The sequence below is a fragment of the Streptomyces sp. NPDC048361 genome, from assembly GCF_040651795.1.
Classification (GTDB): domain Bacteria; phylum Actinomycetota; class Actinomycetes; order Streptomycetales; family Streptomycetaceae; genus Streptomyces.
The window spans coordinates 44,911-65,680 of the sequence record NZ_JBEZKW010000033.1 but is presented as its reverse complement, the minus strand read 5'-3'; the positions used below and the strand labels follow the sequence as shown (position 1 = coordinate 65,680).

Annotated in this window: 20 protein-coding genes; 11 read left to right on the top strand and 9 right to left on the bottom strand. The window is 70.0% G+C overall.

Going from position 1 to position 20,770, the window contains the following annotated elements:
• Positions 1 to 6 precede the first annotated feature (6 nt).
• The 9 genes from AB0D31_RS20150 to AB0D31_RS20110 all read right to left on the bottom strand — a co-directional run bounded on the left by AB0D31_RS20150 (position 7) and on the right by AB0D31_RS20110 (position 9,551).
• Complete coding sequence (locus AB0D31_RS20150) at positions 7 to 165, bottom strand: DUF6381 family protein (RefSeq protein ID WP_359966748.1); 159 nt, start codon at positions 163 to 165, stop codon at positions 7 to 9.
• Between the two features lie 146 nt (positions 166 to 311).
• Positions 312 to 1,778: an ornithine decarboxylase gene (locus AB0D31_RS20145; RefSeq protein ID WP_362724712.1), complete on the bottom strand. Its 1,467-nt coding sequence runs from the start codon at positions 1,776 to 1,778 to the stop codon at positions 312 to 314.
• Positions 1,779 to 1,955: 177 nt separating this feature from the next.
• On the bottom strand, positions 1,956 to 2,432 hold the full coding sequence (locus tag AB0D31_RS20140) for an SDR family NAD(P)-dependent oxidoreductase (RefSeq protein WP_362724709.1): 477 nt from the start codon (positions 2,430 to 2,432) through the stop codon (positions 1,956 to 1,958).
• Between the two features lie 79 nt (positions 2,433 to 2,511).
• Complete coding sequence (locus AB0D31_RS20135; RefSeq protein WP_362724706.1) at positions 2,512 to 3,003, bottom strand: hypothetical protein; 492 nt, start codon at positions 3,001 to 3,003, stop codon at positions 2,512 to 2,514.
• A complete protein-coding gene (locus AB0D31_RS20130; RefSeq protein WP_362724703.1) occupies positions 3,000 to 5,492 on the bottom strand; it encodes a nitrate reductase in 2,493 nt (830 codons plus the stop codon). The genes AB0D31_RS20135 and AB0D31_RS20130 overlap by 4 nt, the downstream gene beginning before the upstream one ends.
• Before the next feature lie 177 nt (positions 5,493 to 5,669).
• Positions 5,670 to 5,933, bottom strand: coding sequence for a hypothetical protein (locus tag AB0D31_RS20125; protein ID WP_362724700.1), 264 nt, complete (start codon positions 5,931 to 5,933; stop codon positions 5,670 to 5,672).
• A 207-nt stretch (positions 5,934 to 6,140) separates the two neighbouring features.
• Positions 6,141 to 6,722, bottom strand: a complete 582-nt coding sequence (locus AB0D31_RS20120) for a fasciclin domain-containing protein (RefSeq protein WP_362724698.1) — start codon at positions 6,720 to 6,722, stop codon at positions 6,141 to 6,143.
• Positions 6,723 to 7,196: 474 nt separating this feature from the next.
• The gene (locus AB0D31_RS20115; protein ID WP_362724696.1) at positions 7,197 to 7,853 is read right to left on the bottom strand and encodes a fasciclin domain-containing protein; all 657 of its coding nucleotides are present in this window, start codon (positions 7,851 to 7,853) and stop codon (positions 7,197 to 7,199) included.
• Between the two features lie 96 nt (positions 7,854 to 7,949).
• Positions 7,950 to 9,551: a molybdopterin-dependent oxidoreductase gene (locus tag AB0D31_RS20110; protein WP_362724694.1), complete on the bottom strand. Its 1,602-nt coding sequence runs from the start codon at positions 9,549 to 9,551 to the stop codon at positions 7,950 to 7,952.
• 640 nt (positions 9,552 to 10,191) lie between these two features.
• Between AB0D31_RS20110 and AB0D31_RS20105 the strand changes: the two genes are divergently transcribed.
• From AB0D31_RS20105 to AB0D31_RS20055, 11 genes are all read left to right on the top strand, one after another.
• Entirely contained in the window at positions 10,192 to 10,776 is a 585-nt protein-coding gene (locus tag AB0D31_RS20105) for a sigma-70 family RNA polymerase sigma factor (protein WP_362724691.1), read from the top strand.
• Positions 10,773 to 11,528 carry an anti-sigma factor gene (locus tag AB0D31_RS20100; RefSeq protein WP_362724688.1) on the top strand — a complete coding sequence of 252 codons (756 nt, stop codon included), beginning with the start codon at positions 10,773 to 10,775 and terminating at the stop codon, positions 11,526 to 11,528. The genes AB0D31_RS20105 and AB0D31_RS20100 overlap by 4 nt, the downstream gene beginning before the upstream one ends.
• Positions 11,529 to 11,774: 246 nt before the next feature.
• A complete protein-coding gene (locus AB0D31_RS20095; protein WP_362724686.1) occupies positions 11,775 to 11,924 on the top strand; it encodes a hypothetical protein in 150 nt (49 codons plus the stop codon).
• A gap of 310 nt (positions 11,925 to 12,234) precedes the next feature.
• Complete coding sequence (locus tag AB0D31_RS20090) at positions 12,235 to 13,836, top strand: metallophosphoesterase family protein (RefSeq protein WP_362724683.1); 1,602 nt, start codon at positions 12,235 to 12,237, stop codon at positions 13,834 to 13,836.
• 1,312 nt (positions 13,837 to 15,148) lie between these two features.
• The gene (locus AB0D31_RS20085; RefSeq protein WP_362724680.1) at positions 15,149 to 15,310 is read left to right on the top strand and encodes a hydrophobic protein; all 162 of its coding nucleotides are present in this window, start codon (positions 15,149 to 15,151) and stop codon (positions 15,308 to 15,310) included.
• 479 nt (positions 15,311 to 15,789) lie between these two features.
• Positions 15,790 to 16,236, top strand: a complete 447-nt coding sequence (locus tag AB0D31_RS20080; RefSeq protein WP_362724677.1) for an Hsp20/alpha crystallin family protein — start codon at positions 15,790 to 15,792, stop codon at positions 16,234 to 16,236.
• Positions 16,237 to 16,395: 159 nt separating this feature from the next.
• A complete protein-coding gene (locus AB0D31_RS20075) occupies positions 16,396 to 16,785 on the top strand; it encodes a DUF2267 domain-containing protein (RefSeq protein ID WP_362724674.1) in 390 nt (129 codons plus the stop codon).
• Between the two features lie 125 nt (positions 16,786 to 16,910).
• Positions 16,911 to 17,564: a response regulator transcription factor gene (locus AB0D31_RS20070; RefSeq protein WP_362724671.1), complete on the top strand. Its 654-nt coding sequence runs from the start codon at positions 16,911 to 16,913 to the stop codon at positions 17,562 to 17,564.
• Positions 17,555 to 18,823, top strand: coding sequence for a HAMP domain-containing sensor histidine kinase (locus AB0D31_RS20065; RefSeq protein ID WP_362724669.1), 1,269 nt, complete (start codon positions 17,555 to 17,557; stop codon positions 18,821 to 18,823). The genes AB0D31_RS20070 and AB0D31_RS20065 overlap by 10 nt, the downstream gene beginning before the upstream one ends.
• Positions 18,824 to 18,995: 172 nt before the next feature.
• The gene (locus AB0D31_RS20060; protein ID WP_362724666.1) at positions 18,996 to 20,270 is read left to right on the top strand and encodes a hypothetical protein; all 1,275 of its coding nucleotides are present in this window, start codon (positions 18,996 to 18,998) and stop codon (positions 20,268 to 20,270) included.
• 113 nt (positions 20,271 to 20,383) lie between these two features.
• Positions 20,384 to 20,644: a hypothetical protein gene (locus tag AB0D31_RS20055; RefSeq protein WP_362724664.1), complete on the top strand. Its 261-nt coding sequence runs from the start codon at positions 20,384 to 20,386 to the stop codon at positions 20,642 to 20,644.
• Positions 20,645 to 20,770 lie beyond the last annotated feature (126 nt).

The following is a 20,770-nucleotide window of genomic DNA, read 5'->3' as shown; positions in this document are numbered from 1 at the left end:
CGGCAATTACCGCACAGCCGCACTTCTGTCGCTGCCTTCCGCCCGCTCGCGCAGCCGCCGAGCCTTCTCCCTCAGCCGCTGCCGGTGCTCGGCGTCGGTCGTGCGCTGGGCAGCCATCTCCAGCTCTTCCGCCCGCTCACGAAGCCGGACGCCCCGGTCGGCCATCTCTTGCTCACTGTTCACAGACACGTCGCTCTCCCGATCTGCAAAGGAGGGCCCTTCAGCGAAGCACGTCCCGCTGGCTCACGCACGCCGGGGGCTGCGGATGGCCTGCCGGACCGATGCCGCGCTGACCTGCATGGCCGGACCCGTCAGTCCCGTGCCACGACGCGCACGGTCTTGACGTCCTTGTCGACGGCGTCCGGCACGACCATGCCGGCGTCGACGCCGGTCCGCAGGTACGTCAGGACATCGGCGTTCAGGCGCTCACCCGGGAGTACGGCAGGGATGCCCGGCGGATACGGCGTCAGCATCTCAGCGCTGATCCTGCCTTCCGCGCGCTCCCAGGGGATCTGCTCCGTGCGTCCGAAGAACGCGTCACGCGGAAGCATGCTCTGCTCCAGCCGAAGCCTGCCGGGCGGCGGGACCTCGACCCGGGGCGCGGGGCGGAGATCAGCGGCACGGGAGGCGAGATCCCGCAGCGCCTTGATGAGTTCGGCCGTCGTGGCTTCGTCGTCCGCGTGGGTGAGCTGGGCGCTGATACGGCGGTGGTCGGAGAGGTGCAGGTTGATGTGGTGGTGCTCCCGGATCCAGTCGGCAGCGCGGTACCCGGTGGTTCCCAGGGCGGCGATGTCGATGATGATCTGGAGCGGGTCCATGTCGGCCGACCGTCCGGGCCCGCAGAAATCGTCCCTGCCGTGGACGTGCAAACCGTCGATCGCGGAGATCTGCGACCGCACGTCCTGGGCGAGTGCCAGGGCGTCGTCGTACAGGGTTTTGCCGTGCTCGACCATCTGTCGGCGCCAGCCGTCCAGCGCCGCGTAGATGAGCACGGAGGGGCTCGTGGTGCCGAGGAGGTCTTCCCGGCTCTTCAGCACCTCCGGCTTGACGAGATCTCCCTGAAGGTGGAACACCGAGCCCTGTTCGAGCCCGGAGCCCATCTTGTGGACGGATGTCACACAGACGTCCGCCCCGGCGTCCATCGCCCACGTCGGCAGATCGGCATGGAAGGGCAGGTGGGCTCCCCACGCCTCGTCCACGATGACCGGCTTGCCCAGCGCGTGGCACACCTCGGCGATGGCTCCGAGGTCGGAGCACGTCCCATACGGCGTGGGACTGGTCACCAGGACCCCGCGCGCGTCGGGGTGTTCCCGGAACGCGGCAGCGAAAGCCTCCGCGGACGGCGGGTGCGCCAAGTGACGTTCGGCGTCCCACTGCGGCTCCACCCACACCGGTTCGATGCCGGAGAGGATCAGCCCGGACACGACGGACTTGTGGGCGTCCCGTCCGACCAGAAGCTTTTCGTGCGGCCCCGCGACCGACAACATCGCGGACTTCACCGACAGGGAGCTGCCGCACGTCGAGAAGAAGGTGTGCTGGGCGCCGACGGCGTCGGCCATGAGCTCCTGGGCCTCTTCCAGCACCCCGTGGGAGGAGCGGCGGTCATCGAGCCCGGAGGTCGCCAGCACGTCCGAGGAGAACACAGCGTCTCCGAGCACCGACCGGACCCGCGGGTCCGCGCCCCGGGCCTGTTTGTGCCCGGGCGGCGTGAACGGCTTCTGCCCGCTCTCGTGATAGGCCGTCAACGCTTCCAGCACGGGCGCCTTCGAGTGGTCCATGAGGGCCAAGTGCCCCGGGCCGCCGAGCCAGAAACCGGGTACGGGACCCGGCAGGCCCAGTCAGGTGAGCAGCCGCCGCGCCGGGTGCTCCAGCCGGCCGGAGCACCCGAAGGACAGAGGCGCGGCTCGCCGCGGCGCCGCCTGGCGGCTCGCTGTCCATGGGGGTGGGGCGCGTCCTCAGGGGCGCTCGGGCGGGCCGTCGTCGCCTGACCCGCCCGACCCCGGTTCGGCCATCTTCCGGTGCGCGGCGGCCTTGGCGCTGTCCGGGAGGACCTTGTTCGCCATCTCCTGGGCCTTGGTCTTGAGCGAGCCCGCCACGCTCTTCGTCCTGCCGCTCATGAGGGCCTCGAAGCCGTCCTTGGCGACCTGGGCGGGGTCGTCCTTGTCCTGCCGGCCGAGCTTGGTGTCCTCCATGCCCGCCATCGACGTGACGGCGGCGTACAGGCGGTCCACCCCGCCGGGTTCAGCAAGATCGACCCGCACGGTCTCCACTCGCGCCCCTTCGGCGCGGATCTCGTCCGCCGCGATGTCCAGCTCATCGTCCTCTGCGGTCAGCAGGAGAACGAAACCGTTCCGGGCGAATTGCTTGGCCAGTTCGAATCCGATGCCGCTTGAGGCGCCTGTGACGAGGGCCAGCGGTTCGCTGTCGTTCATGTGCCGACAGGTAACCCGTGACCGGTGCGACGTACCAGCCCGCGCGGCCGGCCGAAGCCGAGTGCCCGCATCGGGCAGGTCACAGGCTGGACAGGACTTGCGGGCACAGATTTTTGATCATGGTGTTCGTCCAGCGCATCTGCCGCAGCGTCTGGGGGTGGCAGGCGGAGGCGAGCGAGAGGAGCCGTTGGTCCTTGGCCGCCTGTGCCGTCTGGGCCAGCATCTCCCAGTGCAGGGAGTTCTCCGCCGCGGCCAGGTGCAGCTCACGCAGATCACGCAGCAACAGCAGCCCGGGTTCCGGCCGGCGCCCCACCGTCTCGGCGACCTTTTCCCGCAGCGTCGAGATGAAGCCGGAGTGAGATGTGGAGGGCGCTTCGTCCAGTTCCAGGTCGTAGTGGCCGGCGGTGTCGGCGATGCGCTCGACGTGCTGGGCGGACCAGCGCGCCAAGTCCGTTGCCACATGGTGCACTTCGTGTTCCGTGCGGTGGCGTTCGGCCGCGGCGAGCAGCTCCTTCGCCAGGTGCTGCTCGCCGTGGTGCAGCGCGCGCAACGTCAACGTGATGCCGTTCACCGGCCGTTCTCCCCTCGGGTGCTCCAACTGCCGTCGCCCGACTGCGTGGCCTGGGCGGCGCCGCCGCCTGTCGTGGGCGGCAGGCTCCCTGCGCCACGGGCCGGTGCGGAGGCGGTGGTGGTCGGCGCCGGAGCCGCCCTTCCGTCGCCGCGTTCGACGAGGGCCAGCGCGGCGGCGGCCGTCTTGAACAGGGGCTGCTTGGAGGCCGGGTCCCAGTCGGTGATGGTCGCCTCGTTCGCGGCCCGCCCGGGTGTCTTCTCGTCGGGGCCGGAGCCGGCTTCGGTGTCCCAGTAGCCGTAGTGGAACGGCACGAACAACAGACCTCGGCGGATGTCCGTGACCCGCACCCGGGCCCGCACTGAGCCGCGCGGGGACGAGACCTCCGCCAAATCCCCTTCCGCCAGGCCCAGTTCACCGGCGTCGAAGGACGACACCTCGACCCACACCTCCGGCGCCGCGCCGTTCAACTGCGGGGCGCGGGCCGTCTTCGTGCGGGTGTGGAAGTGGTAGATCGTCCGGCCCGTGGTGAGGTGGAAGGGGTAACGGTCGTCGGGCTGCTCGTGCGGGGGAGTGTAGGAGGCAGCTTTGATCATCGCCTTGCCGTCCGGGTTCAACGAGCGGTACTCCACCGGCTCCTGTGCGGCGCCGGTCTCCAGGTCCTTGCCGTATGCCTCGCAGTAGTCCGGGTCGGCCCAGCTGATGCCGTCGGTGTAGAGGCGTTCGGTTCCGTCGGGGGCCTGGTCGTTGCAGGGCCACTGGATGCCGCTGGGGCCGCGCAGTTTTTCGTACGTCAGGCCGGTGTAGTCGCACGGACGGCCCGCGCTGCACCGCTTCCACGCCTCGAACGCCGACTCGGGATCGTGCCAGTGGACCAGCGGGTCGTCGTCCTTGTCGCGAAAGTCCATGCGCGCCGCGTAGTCGAGGAAGATGTCGAGGTCCGGTTTGGCGTCACCCGGTGGCTCGACGGCCTTCTCGGAGAGATGCACCGTGCGGTCGGCATTCGTGAACGTGCCGGTCTTCTCGCCCCAGGTCGCGGCGGGCAGCACCACATCGGCGAGCTGAGCCGTCTCGGTCAGGAACAGGTCCTGCGCCACGACGAACAGCCGCTCCTGGGCCAGGATCGAGCGGATGCGGGCGAGTTCGGGCAGGGACACGGCCGGGTTGGTGCCGCTGATCCACAGCATGCGCAGGGAGCCCTGCTCGGCGTAGCGGAAGATCTGCATGGCGTGCGTCGGCGGCGCGTAATGCGGAATCTGCGACGGCTCGACATTCCACACCGAGGCGAGGTCGGCGACGTGTTCGTCGTTCTGCCAGTTGCGGAAGCCCGGCAGGTCACCGTTGGCTCCGCACTCACGTGTGTTCTGCGCGGTCGGCTGGCCGTTCATCTGGAGCACGCCCGCCCCGGGGCGGCCCAGCATGCCCCGGATGAGGTGCAGGTTGTTGACCTGCACGGCGGAGGCGGTCGCCTGGTGGGACTGGTACACGCCCTGGAGCACCGTGGACAGGAGACGTTCGGCGCCGCCCAGGAGTTCGGCCGCCTCCTCGATACGGGCGGCCGGGACGTCGCAGATGGCGGCGGCCCAGGCCGGGGTGCACTCCTTGACCTGCGTCTTGAGTTCCTCGAAGCCGACCGTGTGGGCCTCGATGTAGTCGTGGTCGATCCGGTCGGTGCGGATGATCTCGTGCAGGAGCGCGTTGAGCAGCGCGAGGTTCGTGCCGCCGCGCGGCGCCAGGTGTACGGCGGCCTTGCGGGCGACGGCGGTGGGCCGCGGGTCCACGCAGAGCAGCCGGGGCGGGTCGCCCCCTTCGAGGCGGTCGAGGATGCGCATCCACTGCACGGGCTGGGTCTCGGCGATGTTGTGGCCGAACAGCGCGATCACATCGGCGTGGTCGATGTCGTCGTAACTGCCGGGCTGGCCGTCGCAGCCGAAGGTCTCTTTGAGGGCCTCCGCCGCGGTCGAGGTGCACATCCGGGTGTTGCCGTCGAGGTGGTTCGTTCCGATGCCCGCCCGGGCCAGCACCGCCAGTGTGTAGTACTCCTCCAAGAACAGCTGGCCCGAGGTGTAGAACCCGATCGAGCCGGGCCCGTTCTCCCGCAGCAGGTCCTTGGAGCGGGAGACGATCCGGTCCATGGCCGTGGCCCAGTCGGTCTCGACCAGCTGCCCGTTCTCCCGCACCAGCGGCCGGGTGAGCCGGTCCGTGGAGGCGTTGGCCTGCCAGCCGAACAGGTCCTTCGGCCCGAGCCGGCCGTGGTTCACACGGTCGTCCGCCCGTCCGCGCACCCCGACCATGCGCCCGTCGCGCACGGCGATGTCCATCGCGTCCCCGTCGGAATGCAGGATCGAGGCCGCCCGCACCCACTGCTGCACGTCCGCTGCTGTCGTCCCGTCGGCGAGATACGTGTCGACGCGCACCGGCCAGGGCGCGCGCCGGGCGTAGGGCGTACGGGCACCCCACGGCTCCGCGATCCGGTCCACCGAAGCCTCCACGCGTGCCTCCCAGCATTGCCGCCGCCGACCCCGTGCGAGTCGACGCCTTTCGCACCAGTACCCCACCTGGGCCCCAGGACGCCTTGTCCGGCCGCGGTGGCGGCTCGCAGAGCGTCCACATGGAGCAAGAAGACACCTCAGAAGTGGCAAGTGACGTTGGTGCACGACCGTGGCCAGTTACGGCTGACAGTGGCCGGAGTGCACGACGTGATCGTGCACGGCACCGACAAGGGCGTCTTCGCTGCCGGGCGCCTGAACGCCGCCGGCAAGAACTTGACCGACTTCGAGGTCAACCCGCACCACGTCGTGGACGCGATCCGCAATAACCCCGAGTACAAGGCCGGCCAGCCGGTACGCCTGGTGTCCTGCCACTCCGGCGCCGACGCCCGGCCGCCGGTGATCCCGCTCGCCCAGACCGTGGCCGACGAGCTCGCACTCCATTTGCGCAGATCAGGCCGCATGCTGGGCCCCACAGAACCCGTTGATTCCCAAGCGTGGAGCGCGGGTTCGATTCCCGTCACTCGCTCCACGACAAAGGCCCTGGTCAGCGACCGGGGCCTTGTTTGTTGGCGAGGGCAATTCCGGCGGACGGCCCATGTTTGTGGCCCACTCCGTTCCAGGAGAGCGGCCCACGTGTCCGCCCTTCCCTCACGAGGAGGGCATGAGAACGCTGTCGATGATGTACACCGTGGCGTTGGCGGTGGGGACGTTGCCGCACACGATGTGGGCGCCGCCATTGACCTTGTAGGCCGAGCCCGAGCCGGAGGTGGTGAGGGTCGCCCCCTCAAGGGACTTGAAGCTGCCGTGGGACAGCTGATCGGGCGTGATCTTCTGGCCCACCACGTGGTAGGTGAGGATCTTGGTGAGCTGAGCCTTGTCGTTCATTGCCTTGTCGAGCGTGCTCTTGGGGATCTTGCTGAACGCATCGTTCGACGGAGCGAAGACAGTGATGTTCTTCGCGTTGTTCAGCGTGTCCACGAGACCTGCCTTCTTCACGGCAGCGACGAGGGTGGACAGTGCCGGGTTGTGCGATGCGGCAGTGGCGACGGGGTCCTTGGCCATTCCGCTGAAACTGCCGGCTCCCTGCTTGGGCACGCTCATGCAGGCCGGCCCGAAGGGGCCGGGCATGCTGTCGGCGGATGCCGTGAGAGGCAGCACTGCGAGAGAGAGCGGGAACGCCACAGCGACGGCACCGATGAGCGCCGAGCGCCTGATCCGGATGCTGTTCATGACTCGTTCCTCCGGGTTCGCGGCATGGACCGCCTCCTTCGGAAGGAGGTGCCCGGTGACCGGATGCCGTCAGGCGCCCGGTGCCGGGAGCGTCGAGACGTAGCTCGTGTTCTGTCACATGCCTCACTGGGTATTCGGCGCGCACCCGTGGGCCGGATTGGCGTCTCTGGTGACTCTCTGGCGCGGGTGACTTTCTGGCGCGGTGATCGCCGGCGGCCGTTCGGATGTCTCGGCCGACGCTTGCCACACGCGGCACCCCCCATCCGGCTGACACATGCCTACGCATCACCGGCGGTACGGATCGATACCGCTTCCGTCAGTGAGCGACCGGAGCCGGAGAGACCGGAGAGACCGGAGAGAGGGGAGGAGCAGGCCGCTTCTCCTGAGGGGCCTGCACCCTCCCGTCGCCAGTGGCCCGGGCCACCAGGGGCCGTCCTGGCTTACTTGGGCATGAGGACTACTTGGGCATGAGGACTACTTGGGCATGAGGACCGTGTCGACGATGTAGACCGTGGCGTTGGCGGTGGGTACGTTGCCGCAGACCACGTTCGCGCTGTCGTTGACCTTGTACGCCGTGCCCGAGCCGGACGTGCTGACCTTCCCCTTCTCCAGGGTGTCGAAGGAGCCGTTCTCCAGCTGCTGGGGCGTGAGCTTCTGGCCCACCACGTGGTACGTGAGGATCTTGGTGAGGGTGGCCTTGTCATTGAGGACCTTGTCCAGGTCGGCCTTCGGGATCTTCGCGAAGGCGTCGTTGGTGGGTGCGAACACCGTAATGTTCTGGGCGTTGTTGAGGGTGTCGACCAGGCCGGCCTTCTTGACTGCGGCCACCAGCGTGGAGAGCGCCGGGTTGTTGGAGGCCGCGGTGGCGACCGGGTCCTTGGCCATACCGTCGAACGAACCCGCACCGTCCTTCGGCACCGACGCGCACGCCGCACCAAAGGGCTTGTCCGTCATCGAAGCATCGCCGCCGGCCGACGACTGCGATGCCGGCGGTGCGGCCTCCGAAGGCGAGGAAGCACTGTCCTTCTTGCTGCTGCCGCTGTCGCCCCCGCAGGCGCTCAGCGCGAAGGGCAGGACGGCGGCAGCGGTGACCGCGATCGCGGAGCGACGGAAACGCAGAGTGTTGTTCATGACTTCTCCTGTGAGGTGATGTGAGACGGATGTGGCGATGCCGGACGGGCCGTCCGGCCCCGCGTGCCGGGGGTGGCTCTGGAAGTGAGTGGTCGCTCAGTCCACGGTGATCACCACCGAGTGCCAGCCGCTGGCACCGTCCGGGATGGTGGGTGTGCGCTGTTCGGTCTGTGTCAGGCCGGTACGGTCGGTGGCCCGGACCGTCAGGGTGTGTCCGCCGGAGGTGGCCTTCCAGGGCAGGGACCACTGGCGCCAGGTGTCCGTGGTGTCCTCGGTGGCGAGGTCGGCCCGCGTCCAGGGGCCGTCGTCGACCCGTACCTCGACCCGGTCGATCCCGCGGTGCTGCGCCCAGGCGACGCCGGCGATCATCACCGTGCCTGCCTTCGGGCGGGCGAACGGTTTCGGAGTGTCGATGCGGGACTCGGTCTTGATCGGCGCCTTCTTCGCCCAGGACCGCTTGACCCAGTACGAGTCGTACGCGTCGAACGTGGTCAGCTCCAGGTCTTGGAGCCACTTGCACGCCGAGACGTAGCCGTACAGGCCCGGGACCACCATGCGGACCGGAAAGCCGTGCACGAACGGCAGGGGTTCGCCGTTCATACCGACGGCGAGCATCGCGTCGCGGCCGTCCATGATGTCCTCGACCGGAGTGCCGATCGTCATGCCGTCGACCGAGCGCGCCACCAGCTGATCGGCCGGCCCGCCCCGCGACGGCGGCCGCACCCCCGCCTCCTTGAGGAGGTCGGCGAGCGGCACCCCGATCCAGCGGGCGTTGCCCACGTAGGGGCCGCCGACTTCGTTGGACACACAGGCCAACGTGATGTCCCGCTCCATCAGCCGGCGCTTGAGCAGATCTTGGAAGGTGAGGGTGAGGGGGACGCTGACGCCCTTGCCGTGGATCTTCATCCGCCAGGAGGTGGCGTCGACTTTGGGGATCACCAGAGCGGTGTCGACGCGGTAGAAATCGCCGTTCGGGGTGACGAACGGGCTGATGCCCGGGATGTGCAGGGCAGCACCCGACGGGATCGGCCGGGCCGCGGATGCGGGGCTCGGCAGCAGCACCTTGGTGCGGGAGGCGACCGCTCCCTGACCGCTGGAACTGTTCAGTGACCTGCCGAGCAGGCCCGCGCCGGCCGAGGCGGCTGCGGCGGCGCTCGCGGCGATGACGAATCCGCGCCGGTCCCAGCCGTCGGGCGCCGGGGTGGCTTGCCCTTCGGGAGCGTCCTCCGTGCCCACCGCGGTGCGGTGGGGTGGGGTGAGGCGGCCGATCAGCAGATACAGCAGAGCCGCCCCGACCAGACAACCAACCACCGATGGCAGCGCGTCGGCCGCGCTCGTCGAGTCGGGGCGGCCGGTCGCGGCCAGTGCTCCCACGACACCGAACAGGAGCACCCCGGCGGCACCGATACGGCGAAAGCGCAGCGCCAGGACGCCCAGCACCAGGGCCAGCAGGGCCAGGACGGCAAGGATGCCGAGCTGGAGGACGAGCTTGTCATTGGTCCCGAAGTGACGGATCGCCCAGTCCTTCAGTGCGGGCGGCGTGCGGTCGATGGCCGCACCGCCCACCGCGATCACCGGTCCGGACTCGGGCCGTACCGCGGCCGAGACCAACTCGGCGACGGCCAGCGCGGCCAGGCCGGCGAGCAGTCCGGAAAGGGCTGCGAGCGGAAGGCGGACGCCCCTGCTCAGAAGTTTCATCACGGCTCCTGTTCGGAGCCGATGGGCGGCGGGATTGGTCGCTCACTCCAACGAGTTGCCCCACACAGGTGGCTGACGGAGCGTCAAGAGCGGCCCGGCACGCATCACGCCAGGCCAACGGGGAGATGCCGCCGCCGCATCGGCGTATGACGACAGTTGTCCGTCCTGACGCTGGGGCTGCTCGACGTGTGACGCGGCGAGGCACGCCGCCTGCTTCACTGAGTTGGGCGAGGCCCGCGCCCAACGGAGAGGCCGCGGCCGGCGAGGAGGCCGGGGCACGCGCCCAGCGGAGAGGCCGGCCGGCGAGGAGGCCGGGGCACGCGCCCAGCGGAGAGGCCGGCCGGCGAGGAGGGCGAGGCACGCGCCCAGCGGAGAGGCCGGCCGGCGAGGAGGGCGAGGCACGCGCCCAGCGGAGAGGCCGGCCGGCGAGGAGGGCGAGGCACGCGCCCAGCGGAGAGGCCGGCCGCCGGGGCGGCGCCGATCGCACCCCAGGCCTCCTCGCAGGCAGCGCTGACGTTCCTGCTGCCAGGTCACGCATCCACCAGGTCACAGCCCCGACCCCGTGGCCTCGCGGACCAATCCGCCGACCCTCCGGCTCCGAATCACGCTCGTAACCACGAACCTCCGGGAGGATCGCCGGGTGAAAGAGACCGTGCACATCAGCAGGGCACGCCAGGCCGGCCCCGACCTGCCCGAACTCCTGGCCAGGAGCGCGCGCGGCGACGAGCAGGCGTTCTCCTCGGTGTACGACGCGGTCATCGGGCCCGTCTTCGGCCTGGTGCGCAGCGTGCTGCGCGATCCGGCCCAGTCGGAGGAGGTGGCGCAGGAGGTGCTGGTCGACGTGTGGCGTACGGCGGCCCGCTACGAGCCCGAGCGTGGAGGCGTCATGAACTGGGTACTCACCCTGGCGCACCGCCGGGCCGTGGACCGGGTCCGTTCAGCCCAGGCGTCGGCCGAACGGGACAACAAGGCCGCCCTGCTCGCCCAGACACCCGCGTTCGACGAGGTCAGCGAAGAGGTGGAGACCCGTCTGGAGCGCGAAACGGTACGCCGCTGCCTTCGTACCCTGACGGAGTTGCAGCGGGAGTCGGTCACCCTCGCCTACTACCGGGGGCTGACCTATCGCGAGGTGAGCGAACTGCTGTCCGTGCCGCTCGGCACCATCAAGACCCGCCTGCGCGACGGACTGATCCGGCTGCGCGACTGCCTGGGGGTGACCGCGTGACCAACGCCGACCTGCACACGCTCACCGGCGCCTACGCGCTGCACGCGCTCAACGACGAAGAACGCGAGGAGTTCGAGTGCCACCTCGCCGCGTGCGAGTCCTGCGCCCAGGAAGTCCGCGAACTCGCCGCTACCGCAGCACGTTTGGGGCTCGCTATGACCACACTGCCGCCGGCCGCGCTGAAGGCGAACGTGCTCCGCAGGATCACCACCGTCCGCCAGGACCCGCCTCGCACCAGACCTGTGGGCCGGTCCCCACGGCGCGCCGACCGCAGGCACACCGCACTCCGGTTCGCGCTGGCCGCCTGCCTGGCGGCGGCCGTCGGATCCGGCGGGATCGCCGTCTGGCAGCACCAACAGGCCGAGACGGCACGCGTCCAGGCACAAGCGGAACGGCAGCAGTCCCAGCAGTTGACCGGCGTCCTCGCGGCCCCCGACGCCAAGGCGACCAGCGGGCAGCTCAAGGGCAACGCCACCGGCACTCTCGTCGTGGCCCGCAGCCGCAACCAGGCGGTGTTCCTGGCCTCCGGGCTCTCGCGGCCCCCCGCCGGCAAGGTCTACCAGCTCTGGTACGACGACGCCGGCACCATGCGATCGGCCGGCCTGATGAACCCTACCCGGCCCACCGAAGCAGTCCTGCTGTCCGGCCCCCTCGACCATGCGACCGGCATGGGCATCACCGTAGAGCCGGCAGGCGGCTCCCCCCAGCCCACCACCACCCCCCTCGCCCTCATGACCATCCCCCGCGCCTGAACCCCAGCCCGGACATGGATCTCCCCCGGGCTATCGCGTTCAGGGCCTCGCCAACGGTCCTGCCGGCAGCGGCTCGTCCATGGCCCCTCGGCCGAGCGCGCTACGACGGTACGGCGCTCCTGGTCATCGCACCCCGCGTCGAGACGCCGGTACAGATCGCCTGAGGCGAGCAAGCCGCATCGCACTGCGCGACGAACCCCTTATGAGGCCCCCGATGCGCGGCCGGGTCGAGAGGCGGCGATCTCCATGACGGACGAAGAGTTCCGGGCCCTCATGGCCCATGCGCGCGAGGAAGCGCGCCGGCTTGTCTTTCCGCCTCCTGTCCGCGAACCGGGCGATGACCTGGAGTTCGCACGGCGTACCCAGCATGCCGAGTTCGGCGCATCCGCCCACTGAGGTCCACCGCCCCGCAGGCGGACGACCGTTGTCGATGCCCCGCGTACGTGACGCGGGTACGTCCGAGCTCCTGCCTCAACCGGCGTCGCCAAGCCGTGCCACCCCATGCGACGGAGATCGTGGTCGAAGAGTAAGCCCGCGCGCGCCGCTGCGTGCGCGGCGCGGCGCGTCGGCCCGGGGGCCCGATGGCCTGATGGGCCGTCCGTCAAGCGCGTTCACATGCTGTTCGCCGTCCGTCCCTCCCGTGCTGGTCGGGATGTCGGCCCCCGCTGTCAGTCTCCGGACGATTTCCGGGACCCAGGAGGCCGCAGTGACCCATCCCTCGCGCAGAACCGTTCTCAGGACCACGGCAGCCGCCGGCGCGCTGGCGGGGGTGCCCGCCTCCGCGCTGCTGTGGAGCCAGCCTGCCGTCGCAGGCACCCCCGGCCCCGAGCAGGTGCACCTCCAGTACGGCAACGAGCCCTCGCGCGAGATGACGGTCTCCTGGGCGAGCGCCGGTTCGGTGCGGCGGCCCCGGCTCAGGCTCGGCACGGCCCGCGGTGGTTTCGGCCACACCTACCGGGCCGACACCCGAACCTACGTCGACGGGCTGAACAAGGTCGAGACCTACACCCACCGCACGAGGCTGCACGGCCTGCACCCCGACACCGCCTACGTCTACGAGATCGTCCACGACGGAGCCGCGCCCGTCCGCGGGACCTTCCGTACCGCACCCGGCCGTGAGCGTGCGGCGTTCCGGTTCACCAGCTTCGGCGACCTGGGCACGGGGTCGGCCTCCTGGAGCAAGTCCGCCCTCCACGGCGCGGCCGCGGTGCGCCAGGTCGAGCGGTTCGACCCGCTCTTCCACCTCCTCAACGGTGACCTGGCGTACGCCAACAACAACCAGGACCGTCAGCCGCAGTGCTGGGACGCGTTCATGAACAACATGTCGGTGTCGGCGCGCAACCGCCCCTGGATGCCGGCGCCCGGGAATCACGAAGTCGAGGCAGGGGGCGGCGAGTTGGGGTACGCCTCGTACCACACCCGGTTCGACCTGCCGGACAACCACACCCGTGACCACTGCGGCAACTGGTACAGCTTCCAGGTCGGCTCGGTGTTGTTCCTCTCGGTCGACGGCAACGACATCGCGATCGAGGACGACGCCAGCATCGACCCGGCCACCGGCCGGTCCGTCTACATCAGCGGATACAGTGAGGGCGCCCAACTGCGGTGGCTGGAAAGGGTGTTGGCGCATGCCCGCGCGGGTCGCGAGGTGGACTGGATCGTCGTGTCCATGCACCAGTTCGCGATGTCCTCCTCGGCCGCCAGCCATGGCGGCGACATCGGCATCCGCGAACAGCTCCTCCCCCTGTTCGACCGGTACGCGGTCGATCTCGTCCTGTGCGGCCACGACCACGACTACGAGCGCACCCATCCCGTACGCGGCACCGACCCCGGCAGCCTGCTGCGGCCCAGCGTCGTCGACGACGGGCTCCGTGAGATCGACAGCTCCAGGGGCACGGTCCACCTGATTCTCGGGGGCGGCGGAACGGCTTCGCACGACGACACCTATCTCGGTGACACGGACGGCAGCGGAGTCCCGGACGCGTTCGTGCGGACCAAGCGCCTGCCGTTCAAGGCCGATCCGGACGCCAAGGAGAAAGCCACGTGGTCGGCGGTACGCGACCCCGACACCGCCCACCCCTACGGCGTGGCGGTCTTCGACGTCGATCCCGGCCACCTGCCCGGCGGACGTACCAGCATCAGCGTGAGCTACTACCACTCCCAGGAGGCGACGACCGCGAACCCGTTCCCGACGCCCGTCCTCTTCGACCGCTTCACCGTCTACCGCAACCGCCGCGACGGCTGGACCACCCACGACCGCCCTGCGGACGTCACGGTTCCGGCCGGCCGCGCGGCCGGTCGGGCCTGACGGGACCGGTAGGGCCTCACGGGACCGGTGGCCTGCACGGGAGTCTTCGGGGTCTTCGGGGAGGCACTGCGGCCGGAGCGATGAAGGGACTTCCCTCCCCGCCGGCCTCCCCGCAGGAGCGGTTCCGCGCCGTCGACCGAGCGGAGCGGCCAGGCCGCACCGCAAAAACGCGCGGGCCGTTTCTCGGGATCGTGCTGGAGGGGCCCGGGTGCGTATGGCACCCGGGCCCCGAAGGAACTGCTACACCATCTGCCGGCCCTGGTACTGCGCCGGCCTCCTGTGTCCACATGTCCATCCGGCAGAGGATGGGGCATGCGGGGATCGCGGTTGCGTGACCGGAGACCACCTCACTATCGATGTCCTGCGGTACCCGGGCCCGTACATCGCCCGGGCGATCCTGATGGCGTGGGCTCCTCCGTTCTTTCCCTCTTGATCAACTTCTTACCTGGTAACCGCGTCGCGTCCGCGTACTGCTCAACCGCGTACCGCGTGTGATGCGAACCGCTCCGTGGCCCGTGTCGGCGCCACGCTTCGACAGCCAGCCCCGTTGCCCGTCCTGCGTCTGCTCTGGCTTGGAACCCCACTGCCGAACTTCCCGATGCGCGCGCCCGCAGCCGACGCCTTCACCGAGGTACCGCTCACTACTTCACTGCTGTGCACCGCGAACTGCACTCCACTTGGTACTGCCACTGCGTACTGCCACTGCGTTGACCGCAGTACCACCGATGGCCGCCCCTGATCACTGCGGGCCGCCCGGTGCGGTGGCCAGTCCCGTCGCCGTCCTGCAACCACCCTGGCTTCCGAACTCCGCCACCGCACCGTCCTGCGTACTACAACTGCGTTACTACCGACCGGCAGTTCATCCCTGCCGGGCTCTGCGTCCTTCTTGGCTACGACAGGAACCATACCCACGCCACACCTCAATGTCTACTCCAGCCAGAGTAGATTTTTGAGCTCCCGGGGGCGAAGTAATCGGCTTCGACGGATGGCCTCGCCCGAGAGCGTGCTCTCGGCGACGGGTCGCCGGGACACGACACGCGACCCGGGCGCGCCCCGCGGCGCCCTCGCACACCCGGCCCGGCGGAGGCCGTGCCCCGCCTCCTCACCTTCTCGCCGTCACCTTCTCGCCCCGCTGGCGCGGAAGTCGGTAGCCATGCAGCCAGGGCCGCACCACTCAGCCGCGCCACCCTCCCCGGCAGAAAGGGGCGAAAGGGGAAAGACGATTGCCCCGTCGAGAATTCTGCGAACAGTTGCGTCGGAGCTGTGTAAGCGCACCGCAGCGGGGCATTCGATGGCTCGGAGGTTGATAACTATGGTTCCCCTGCTTCTCGTACTTCTGCTGGCTTTGATCCTCTTCGGTGCGGGCTTCGCCCTGAAGGCCCTGTGGTGGATCGCCGTGATCGTGCTCGTCGTCTGGCTGGTCGGGTTCATCGCCCGCCCCAAGGGCGGAAGCGCGCGCTGGTACCGCTGGTAGCCGCTGGCCGCTGGCTTCACACATGCTCGACACGTGGGGGCTTTCCCGCCCGAAGCAGGGCGGGAAAGCCCCCACTCGCATGCCCTGGTATTCACTACGGAATCGCATCGCATGCCCTGATGTCGATTACGGAATTCGCGGGGCGTGGGTTGTGCGCCGATTCCCGGGTAGCAGAACCCAATGGCCGCGGCGTCGGCCTCCGCATATCGGAACCACGCCTCCAGGAAACCGTCGCCGCGGCCTTCGTCACGCCGCGCGCAGGGGGTGAGCTGGGTGAGCTCGGCGCGAAAGGGGCTCTGCTTCCCGGGGCGCACCGTCAGCCGCCTTCTCGGCGCCCCAGCCAGGTGCCGAATGGGGGTGAGTCCGGGCGTCATCCTTTGGATGACGAGACTACTTGTCGTCCCCCCGATGACGTGCTACAACGGTGGCAGACACAGCGCATTGGCAGGTACTGCCCGACCGATGGAGGTGTTTTCGCGATGTTGATGCGCACCGACCCCTTCCGCGAACTCGACCGTCTCGCCCAGCAGTTGACCGGCGTGACCGGCACGTGGTCCAGGCCCTCGACGATGCCGATGGACGCTTACCGCGAGGGTGAGGAGTACGTGATCGCCCTCGACCTGCCCGGCGTCGCGGAGGACGCGATCGACATCGACGTGGAGCGGAACATGCTCACCGTCAAGGCCGAGCGCCGCCCCGCCGCGAGGACGGACGACGTAGAGGGCGACGTACAGATGGAGCTCTCCGAGCGGCCGCTGGGTGTCTTCTCGCGCCAGCTGGTGCTCGCCGACACCCTCGACACCGAGCGGATCAAGGCCGATTACGAGGCAGGGGTGCTGACCCTGCGCATCCCGATCGCCGAGCGCGCCAAGCCCCGCAAGATCGCGGTCGGCGGACAGTCCGGACACCGGCAGATCAGCGGCTGACAAGCGCGGTCCTCGTTCGCGCAACCGACGGGTTCGCGCAGCCGGCGGGTTCGCGAACCCGGCGGGGGACGGGCAGTCCCCCCTCACCCTTTCCCCCGCCCCGTACTCGTCGTCCCCATTCCTCTCCTCCTCACATCCCGATGCGGAAGGTGGGTGGCCATGCGTTGGGAAGCATTTCTCGGCCAAGTACAGGAACGCGGCCAGTACGCCACGGCGCAGGAAGCCGAGCGTGCCGCGCGCACGGTACTGGCGCTCCTGGGCGCCCACCTCGTCGGTGAAGTCCGGGCCGAGCTGGCGGCCCGGCTCCCCGAGACCTTCGCCCTGATCCTCCTCAACCCCTTGCAGGCCACCGAGCCGCTTCCACCGGAGCGGTTCCTGCGGGCGGCCGCGGCGTGGATCGAGGGAGCCACCGAGCAGACCGCCGCCTGGGATGTCAGCGCGGTACTGAGCGTGGCCGCCGACGCGGCCGGCGAAGAGCTCACCAACCGCATGCTGCTTCAGCTCCCCCCGGGGTACGACCTCCTCTTCGGCCACCCCCAGCACACCTGAACCCCGGCAGGCGGCCAACCCACCTGAACCCCGCAGGCGGACCGCACTCCATTCCCTGACATGGCCTGACGGGGAGGGTCACCTCGCCCGGCACCTCCGCCCACCGGCGCGGCTAAGGTCGGCGCGTGGCTTTCATCATGGTGTGCGAAGACGACGCGGCGGTCCGCGGCATCCTCAAGCGCGCCCTGGAGCACGACGGCCACACCGTCGGCGTCGCCGCCACGGCCGGAAGTCTGCTGCGGCAGCTCGCTCCGGCGCCCGACCTGGTCGTCCTGGACCTTGGGCTCCCGGACGCCGACGGGCGCGATGTCTGCCTGGCCCTTCGGGCGCGGGGCGTCGATGTGCCGGTGTTGATGCTCACCGCCCTGGACGGTCTCCACCACAAGGTGGGCGGCTTCGAGGCCGGTGCCGACGACTACATGACCAAACCCTTCGACATCCCGGAGCTGCTGGTCCGCGTCCGGGCGCTGCTGCGCCGGGCCACCGTGGCGTCCGTCCCCTGCGAGGTCGTCCTGGATCCGGCGAAGCACGTGGTGACCTACGGCGCGGCGAGCGAGAGTCTGACCCCGACGGAGTTCCGGCTGCTGGGCCGCCTGATCGCCTCGCAGGGCGACGCGGTACGCCGTCACGCCCTCGTCGCCGCGGGCTGGCCGCACGGTGCGCAGGTCAGCGACAACACCCTCGACTCCTTCGTACGCCGATTGCGGTCCAAGCTCGGTCCGCTGGGTGTGGCCGAGCGGCTGGCGACCGTCCGCGGTGTGGGCTACCGATGGCAGTGACGGGCTTCCGCAGGCGGGTCGTCGCGCTCACGGTGCTGACCGCGACCGCCGTGGTCGCGATCCTGGTCGTGGTCTCGCACGTGCTGCTGAGCCGGGTCACGGACGCCGACGCCCACGATCTGGCGCGTACGCGCGCCGACGTGATCGCGGCCAACGTCACCACCGTGGGCGGCCGTGTCGTGCTGACGGAGAACAGCAGCGAGGCACTGGACGAGGTGGCCTGGGTCTATGCCGACGGCCGTCTGATCGACGGGAACGTTCCGGGCAGCATGGTCGAACGCGTCGAGGCGCTGGCCGGCTCAGGACGCTCACAGACGGCGACCGTCGGGCACTACCTCCTGTACGCGCGGGAGATCCCGGTCGACGGGCACCACGCCATGGTGGTCGTCCGGGTGGACCTCACGCCGTACGAGACCTCGGAGCAGCACAGCCTGACGTTGTCGCTGTTGCTGGGTGGCATCGCCGTCCTCCTCGCCGGCGGTGTCGCCCACCTCGTGGTGCGGCGCGCGCTGCGCGTCGTGCACGAGATGGTCGCCCTGGCCGACGACTGGGGCCATCACCAACCCGGGCGCCGCTTCGACCTCGGAGTCCCACGTGATGAGTTCGGGGAGCTGGGACAGACCCTGGACCGCCTCCTGGAGCGCGTCGACAACGCGTTGACGGACGAGCGCCGGCTCACCGACGAGATCGCCCACGAGCTGCGGACACCGCTCACGGTGCTGCGGGGCGAGGCGCAGCTCGCCCAGCTGTCCGGCGAGCCGGTGGCGCCGGAGGCGGTGCTGAACGAGGTCGACCGCCTCGATGCGGCGATCACGACGCTGCTGCGTGCCGCACGCGCACGGACGGACACCGGCACCCGGTGTGATCTGCGCTCGGCGACGCGGCAGGCGATCGCCGGACGCCCCGTCGAGGTCGGTCTTCCCGCGAAGACCGAGGTGGCCGTGGCGTCCGACGTCGTCGTGTCGCTGCTGGCACCCCTCCTGGACAACGGTCTGCGGCACGCGCGGTCGCGCGTGTGGGTCACCGCGCGCGTCCGGGGTGGAACGGTCGTGGTCGATGTCCTGGACGACGGCCCCGGGTTCGATCCCGCGGAGGTGGACCGGGTCTTCGAAGCGGGGGTGACCGGCGGCGACGGGTACGGGCTCGGACTGCCCGTGGTGCGGCGCATCGCCGCCTCCGCCGGGGTGGAGGTCCGCGCGATCGCGGACGGCCGCGGTCACATCGAGATGACGCTCCCGGCCGCCGAAGCGGTTACGTAGCCCCACTGCTCGCAGGTCCCCACGTACCCGACGTGACCCGTGCGGTCCCGCCGCTCGCAGGCCCCCGCCTCACGGACACGCCCGTGCGGTCCCGCCGCTCGCAGGCCCCCGCGTTACTGACGTGACCCGCGTAGTCAGGTTGCTTGCAGGTTCCCGGCGTAAACCTCCCCGCATGACAACGACAACCGAAGCACGCACGCGCCGCGGGCGGCTCATGCTCAACAAGGTCCCCGAGGTCACCATCTGGTTCTGGGTGATCAAGGTCCTGTGCACGACGGTCGGTGAGAGCTTCGCCGACTGGATCAACACGCAGCTGGGCGTCGGCCTGGTGAACACGGCCTGGATCTTCACCGCGGTCTTCGTGGTGGTCCTCGCCGTCCAGCTGCGGCTGAAGCGGTACGTCCCGTTCCCCTACTGGCTGACCGTGGTCGTTGTCAGCGTCACGGGCACCTTGTACACCGACATCCTGACCGACCAGCTGAACGTGCCGCTGTGGATCAGCTCGGCGGTCTTCTCGGTGCTGCTCGCCGTGGTCTTCGGCGTCTGGTGGCTGCGCGAGCGCACGCTGTCGATCCACTCGGTCACCACGCTCCCGCGCGAGTCGTTCTACTGGCTGACCGTCCTGGTCACCTTCGCGCTCGGCACCGCGACCGGCGACTGGACCCTGGAGCTGACCGGCTGGAGCCCGGCCGTCTCGGTGCTGCTGCCGCTCGGCCTCATCGCGGCGATCACGGGGCTGTGGCGGTTCGGCGCCAACCCGGTGCTGTCCTTCTGGCTCGCCTACATCCTGACCCGCCCGCTGGGCGCGAACATCGGCGACTGGCTCGCCTCCCCGAAGGTCGCCCAGAACCCCGGCGATCCGACCGGTCTCGCGCTGGGCACCTTCACCACCAGCCTGATCTTCCTCGGCCTCATCACGGCGACGGTGGTCTACCTGACGGTGACGCGCGCGGACGTCACCGAGACCCGCGAGGCGACCCATGCCGCACAGGGCACCGGCGACCCGCGCAGGGAACGCATCGCGCTGGCCGGCTTCGGAGTACTGGCCGTCGCCACCGCGGCCCTGCTGAGCTGGGCCCACAGCCAGCCGCACGTGGGACCGGCGCCGGAGACCGACACCACCTCCGCCGTCCAGCTGGCCCCGGGCCAGGCGGTGAAGAACTTCCCGCCCGCGAAGGTCGGCGCGCTGCGCACCCTCGCATCCACCTCGCTCAAGGACGCGCGCGCGGGGGACGCGGCCGGTGCTCACGCGGCCGCCCAGTCACTGCGTGACCTGTGGGACGCCGACCAGGACGCGCTCCAGCCGCTGGACGACACCGGCTGGACCTCCGTCGACGCCCAGATGGACCAAGTGCTCAAGACCTTCGGCATCGACCACTCGAACCCGCCCATGTCCCCGGCGCAGCAGGAGAGCGAACTCAACGCCCTCCTGACGGACCTGGGCTGACAGACCGCAGCTCGCAGCCGGCTGTCGTCAACCCGGGCGCGGACAGACCCCTCTGCGTCCGGACCCGCCCCGCCCCACCACAGGAGCGCCCGCCGGCGCTCACCGCCGCCGTGATGTGCGCCGCCTCCTTCGCCATCGGCTGGGCCCTGGCCAAAGTCCTCCGCGCCGCCCACGGGGACACCGTCGCCCTCACGTTCGCCACCGGCATGAACAACAGCAGCGCCGGCGCCGTCCTCGCGTCCACCCAGTTGCCCACCCACCCCCAGGTCCTCCTGCCCGTACTCGCCTACAGCCTGCTCCAGAAAACCGGCGCCGGTCTGACGGACAGTCTCTTCGCGCGCAGACGTGCGGCAGTCCCTGAAGGCAACCGTTGAAGGTCCCGACGGCCATGGCTGACCGGCACGGTCAGGCGCCGCCCACGCGGACGTACGCACCACGGCAGCCGCGGCACGCCTGACGCTGAGGGCGGTGCTCACTCCGCCTCGTCGACGCCGCGGGTC